The organism is Bacillus sp. JJ1521 (assembly GCF_036965165.1).
Taxonomy (GTDB): domain Bacteria; phylum Bacillota; class Bacilli; order Bacillales; family Bacillaceae_L; genus Ferdinandcohnia.
In genome coordinates this window covers 1-5,496 of the sequence record NZ_JBALOX010000112.1, presented here as the reverse complement: position 1 = coordinate 5,496, position 5,496 = coordinate 1, and the positions used below count along the sequence as shown (strand labels likewise).

General features: G+C 37.0%; 7 protein-coding genes. 2 read left to right on the top strand and 5 right to left on the bottom strand.

The window, feature by feature from the left end; translation table 11 throughout:
• A partial coding sequence (locus V7147_RS15720) for an acetyl-CoA carboxylase biotin carboxylase subunit (protein WP_335368781.1) occupies positions 1 to 941 on the bottom strand: 941 nt, incomplete at its 3' end.
• A 189-nt stretch (positions 942 to 1,130) separates the two neighbouring features.
• On the opposite strand from V7147_RS15720, the gene V7147_RS15715 reads away from it, so the two are divergent.
• Positions 1,131 to 1,604, top strand: coding sequence for an N-acetyltransferase (locus V7147_RS15715; RefSeq protein ID WP_335368780.1), 474 nt, complete (start codon positions 1,131 to 1,133; stop codon positions 1,602 to 1,604).
• Positions 1,605 to 1,652: 48 nt separating this feature from the next.
• Here the strand turns inward: V7147_RS15715 and gerR are convergent, their stop codons facing one another.
• From gerR to V7147_RS15695, 4 genes are all read right to left on the bottom strand, one after another.
• Complete coding sequence (gene gerR / locus V7147_RS15710; RefSeq protein ID WP_335368779.1) at positions 1,653 to 2,270, bottom strand: sporulation-specific transcriptional regulator GerR; 618 nt, start codon at positions 2,268 to 2,270, stop codon at positions 1,653 to 1,655.
• Positions 2,271 to 2,352: 82 nt separating this feature from the next.
• Positions 2,353 to 3,117: an enoyl-CoA hydratase/isomerase family protein gene (locus V7147_RS15705; protein WP_335368778.1), complete on the bottom strand. Its 765-nt coding sequence runs from the start codon at positions 3,115 to 3,117 to the stop codon at positions 2,353 to 2,355.
• A 206-nt stretch (positions 3,118 to 3,323) separates the two neighbouring features.
• The gene (gene rpmF, locus V7147_RS15700) at positions 3,324 to 3,497 is read right to left on the bottom strand and encodes a 50S ribosomal protein L32 (RefSeq protein WP_057996812.1); all 174 of its coding nucleotides are present in this window, start codon (positions 3,495 to 3,497) and stop codon (positions 3,324 to 3,326) included.
• A 42-nt stretch (positions 3,498 to 3,539) separates the two neighbouring features.
• On the bottom strand, positions 3,540 to 4,058 hold the full coding sequence (locus tag V7147_RS15695; protein WP_335368777.1) for a YceD family protein: 519 nt from the start codon (positions 4,056 to 4,058) through the stop codon (positions 3,540 to 3,542).
• 165 nt (positions 4,059 to 4,223) lie between these two features.
• Here V7147_RS15695 and V7147_RS15690 point away from each other — a divergent pair, with 165 nt between their 5' ends.
• A complete protein-coding gene (locus V7147_RS15690; RefSeq protein ID WP_335368776.1) occupies positions 4,224 to 5,465 on the top strand; it encodes a nucleotidyltransferase in 1,242 nt (413 codons plus the stop codon).
• Positions 5,466 to 5,496 lie beyond the last annotated feature (31 nt).

Below are 5,496 nucleotides of genomic sequence, written 5' to 3'. Positions count from 1 at the left end.
ACTAGCAGCTGCCATTCTACAAGATCAAGATTCGTAATCATCTCTGTAATGGCGTGCTCAACTTGAAGCCTTGTATTCATCTCTAAAAAGTAGAAATTTTCCTGTTCATCAACAATAAATTCAATGGTTCCGGCATTTGTATAGTCGACATATTCTGCTGCCTTTTTGGCCGCATGACAGATTTTTTCACGTGTCTCTTTCGAAAGAAATGGAGAGGGTGTTTCCTCTATGACCTTTTGATTGCGACGTTGAATGGAACAATCCCTTTCAAAAAGGTGGACAATATTTCCGTGATGGTCACCAAAAATTTGTACCTCGATATGTCTTGCATTTGGAATGAATTTTTCAATGAACATTTCATCATTTCCAAAATACGTTTTGGCTCTAGTTTTTGTTGTTTGAAATGCCTTTTGTAAGTCATTTTCAGAATGGCAGCATACCATCCCGATTCCGCCACCACCGCCACTTGCCTTTAACATGACGGGATAACCAAACTTTTTTGCAAGATCTAAAGCCTCTTCGATTGTTTGGATGCCTTTATCACTCCCTGGCACAACTGGTACACCCGCATCAATCATTGTTTGTCTTGCTTTCACCTTATCCCCCATTAGTGTGATAACCTGTGGTGTTGGTCCTATAAAAACAATCCCTTTATTAGCCACTGATTTAGCAAAGATTGCGTTTTCTGATAAAAATCCGTATCCTGGATGGATTGCATCAACCTGTTCCCGCTCGGCAATTTCAATAATTTTGTCCATTTGTAGATAGGATTTCATAACCGGCGGCTCGCCAATCCGATGGGCTACAGTTGCATTTTTCACAAATGGTAATTCTTGATCTGCATCAGAATAGATAGCAACTGTTTCAATCCCCATCTTGAGATAAGTTTTAATGATCCTTGATGCAATTTCTCCCCTGTTTGCAATCAACACTTTTTTCAAGCTCATTTCCCCTTTCGCCAAAAGATAAAAGGTGCATTATATAATTTCTACAGCTATCTACATATTCCTGCACCGAATTGAAAACGCTTTCTATATTTTTCTACAGAATTTTTTGTTAGTTTGTTATATAATGAATGTAATATCAAATTAAAACAATTTTTCATAGTAGAATCGCAAGGGGGATATCAAATGTATACAGCTAAGGTTGAGAAATTATTAGTAAACTATAAAACACTAGAAGAATTTAAAGAGTTTAAGGAATATGGCCTCCAGGAGCTATCCATGCTTGAAGACCTTGAATCAAATATTATCGAAAATGATAGCGTTTCACCTTTTTATGGCATTTTCTTTGGAGATAAATTAGTGGCGCGAATGAGCCTTTATCGTGTTGATAAAAAATTCAACAAATATTTCGAGCCTGCACAGGACTACTTAGAGCTATGGAAGCTTGAAGTTCTCCCAAATTATCAGAAAAAAGGCTTTGGAAAAGCATTAGTGGATTATGCCAAAACCTATAATCTACCGATTAAAACAAATCCGCGTGTAAAATCTTCTGAGTTTTGGGAGAAAATGGGTTTCATACCCGCAGCTTACAACATGGAACGTGACCTAGGGGAAAACCCGCTTCTTTGGTTCCCAGACGGTGTACATGAAATCGACTAAGTAATATATGAAGAAAACAGCTGAACATGATGTCAGCTGTTTTCTTTTTTATTTTTCAACTCGTTCAAGATTCCCATTTCGATCCATTTGAAATTTTACCTTTTTACTACGTTCATCTTCTTGTAGAACCACCATTTTACGGGCGCGTTCCATAATTTCAATCAACGCCTTATAATCTTCCTCAATTAATTGAATATTATTTTCCAATGTATTATTTTGTGCCTTTAAATCTTTAACTTGGTCTTGTAGCTTACTTATTTGATTGTTTAAGCTCTGATTTTCTTTGACAACGTTTTGAAGCTCATTTTCTGTTTTCTCATACTCTTCAAGGAATTGGATGATATCCCTTAATTGTAGCTCAGGTGAGGCGCTATTCGTTATTTCAGTAGTTTCAAGTTCTGATTGGTTTTGCTGAAGCTGTTCTCCGTTATTTTGCTTCTTTAATTCTTTACGCTGCTTTTTCGCTAGTTCAATACCGGATTTATATTGTTTACGTACATATGAATTCCATCTAAAACCACAGGCGGCTGCGGTACGAGATAGTGATCGACCTACCTCTTCAAATGCACCTAATTGTGTTCCACCTTCTCGGATGTGGCGCAATACTACTTCAGCAAGGAATAAATCCTCATCTTGGTTCCATGCATCTTGACGTGTTGAAGTCATATCTTTCCCTCCTAAACTTTTTTACTTATACATATGCATGTAGTAGAAAAGATAGACTACTCTCACTCTAGTAAGAAAATAATTATTCTTTTTGCATGATTTTTCGAACGGCTTCAAGATGTTCATCCGTTGTCCACAAAGCCGAACATTCCTCAATTTCTTCAAGCATTCTCTCCTTTAATGCTGAAGCTGCCCATTTTCTATTCAATACCTTTTTATAAGCTTTTACAACTTTAGTAGTATGTAAGAATTCGTTGGCAATAAATTCTTCGCACTCCCTCTTCGAATCATTCTCTGACAGGACATGTTGAATAAAACCAAGCTCTTTCCCGCCTTCAGCAGAAGTAATTTCTCCTGTCATTAGAAGGTGATATGCATTAACAATAGATATTCTATCTAGTAGGATAGTTGCACCACCCCAACCTGTTGTGATCCCTTGTTTTCCTTGAACAAAGCCAAATCTACTTCCACGGGATGCTAGTCTATAGTCACAGGCCGTTGCAAGCTCACATCCACCACCAATTGCTAGTCCATTCAATAGAGCGATAGTTGGTTTCGATAAGGTCGCAAGTTTGTATAAAATCATGCCCATCTTGCTAAGCATATGATATGCTTCTTCTACCGTTTGAAGGTTTTGAAAAACCGATAAATCACCGCCAGAGCAAAACGCTTTTCGTCCAGCTCCTGTTATCACTAAAACCCGATCATCCTCGTTCTTTTCTACCTCTATGATCGTCTGTAAAAGTCCATCCATTACATCAAAATCAATCGCATTCCATTTTTCAGGTCGATTGATTGTAAACCAAACAGTCCCCCGTACATCTCGTTCAACTATGTATTTCGACATAACTTGCCCCTTTATCCTTTTCTTCTATTGTACTATGGACAAAATAAAAAGCGTACCAACAACAATGTTGTTGATACGCTTTAACTTTTTCAAAGTTAAGCCACCGGCGGATGACTCAGATTTTTTAAGGTAACTATCGAGACAAGCCCGATAAAAATCTGGACACAAATCCGCCAAGCCGAATTTGATTAAGTTGTTAACAAAAATTATTTGCTAACAACTTCTTTTCCTTTGTAACTACCGCATTCTTTACATACGCGGTGTGCTAATTTCATTTCACCACAGTTTGGGCATGCCACCATACCTGGCACTTGTAATTTGAAATGTGTACGACGTAATCTTTTTCTTGTTTTAGAAGTTCTTCTAAAAGGTACAGCCATTATTCCCACCTCCTTAAAAAAATAAATAGATCAAGATGGATTTTATTCGTCTTCAAAGAATTTTGCTAGTCCTGCCAATCGGGGGTCAATCTTGTTCTTTCTGTCATCTTCGGTGATAACTTCCCAATCTTGTCCGGATTGTGGTGCTGCATCTTCAGAATTCGAATCATCACAAAAAATCTGCATTGGTATTTCAAGTAAAATATTTTCCTTGATTAGCGGAAGTAAATCAATTACTTCTCCTCGAACTTGATAAACATCCTCTTCCGATTCTAGATCATAATCAGATGTCTCTCTAAGTAAAAACGTTTCAGTTGTTTGGATCTCAAATGGAAATTTCACATCAACCAAGGTTCTAGAACAAGGCAAAATCATTGAACCTGAAATTGTGATATGAAAGCTCGCCTTTGTAGAGCTGAGATCAGCACGGCCTGTAACTTGCACCGGTGAAATGTCTCGTATCGAATTATCGAACTCCATTAAGTCTTTTACATCAACAGTTTCTTCAATCATTAGACCTTTTCGAGCCAACTGATTTAATTGATTAATTGTCCATTTCAAATGAATCACCTCGAACGCAACAAAGGTAATTATAGCTTTGCAGATTACATTTGTCAATATTTTTTCTTTACACTATACTTGGAGTATAAATACTTTTCTACTATATCAGCTTTTCCAATAAAATGATATTTAAAATTCATTAATAAAATAAAAAAGGGTGAAACGATGAAGGCTGTTGGTGTAATTGTTGAATATAATCCATTTCATAACGGACATAAGTACCATCTTGATGAAACGAAAAGGAAGACAAATGCGGACTGTACGATTGCAGTGATGAGCGGAAATTTCCTTCAACGCGGAGAACCTGCCTTAGTTTCAAAATGGGTAAGAACGAGAATGGCGTTGGAAGCAGGCGTTGACATCGTCATTGAATTGCCTTATGCATTTGCGACTCAAAAAGCACAAAACTTTGCAAATGGAGCAATTTCCCTACTAAGTACTCTCCATTGTGAAGTAGTTTGTTTCGGGAGTGAAAATGGGACAATCGACGATTTTCTATCAACTGTTGAATTTTTGAAAAACAATCAACTAACTTATGATCAAACAACCCGGCAATATTTGAAAGAAGGTTATAGCTACCCAAAAGCAACATCTCTTGCTTATTCTTCACTTTCAAATCATGATACATACGTGGATTTGTCAAAACCAAATAATATTTTGGGCTATCATTATGTCAAAGCCATCCATGACCAAAATAGTACAATTAAGGCTGAAACCATCACCAGGACGTCTGCTGGCTACCATGACGAAACATTTTCACATGAATCCATTGCTAGTGCAACAAGCATTCGAAAAACATTATTTTCTGCCGAAAAAAATATCGAAGAAATTAAAAACTATCTTCCCCCTTCCACTTCCAAATGGCTTTCATCTTATCTTGATGAGAATCAGCTTTTCCATCGGTGGGAGGACTATTTTACATTATTAAAATACAAACTACTTACTTCTACACCTTTTGAATTAGCAAATATATATGAAGCAGAAGAAGGAATTGAAAATAGGTTACTCACTTATATTTCGGAAGCAACTTCTTTCCAAGACTTTATGGAAAAAATTAAAACAAAACGGTACACATGGACAAGATTGCAAAGATTATGCGTACACATCTTAACAAACACAACAAAGGAACAGCTAAAACCTATAAATGAAAACCCTGTTGCGACCTATATTCGCTTACTTGGGATGTCGCAAAAAGGACAGAACTATTTAAATCATGTAAAAAAAGATATTGAACTTCCAATTCTGTCAAAGGCGACGGGATTTTCTGATGAACTCTTTACACTCGATTGGAAGGCTGCCCAAACCTATTTAGCTGTATTTCCTGAACCTCTTCGATCTAAACTTTTACGACAGGAATACGCCACTCCGCCGATTCGATTCAATGAAGAACAACAAGTATATTTATAAACATAAACAGCCGCACCAATAGGGGTGGTTA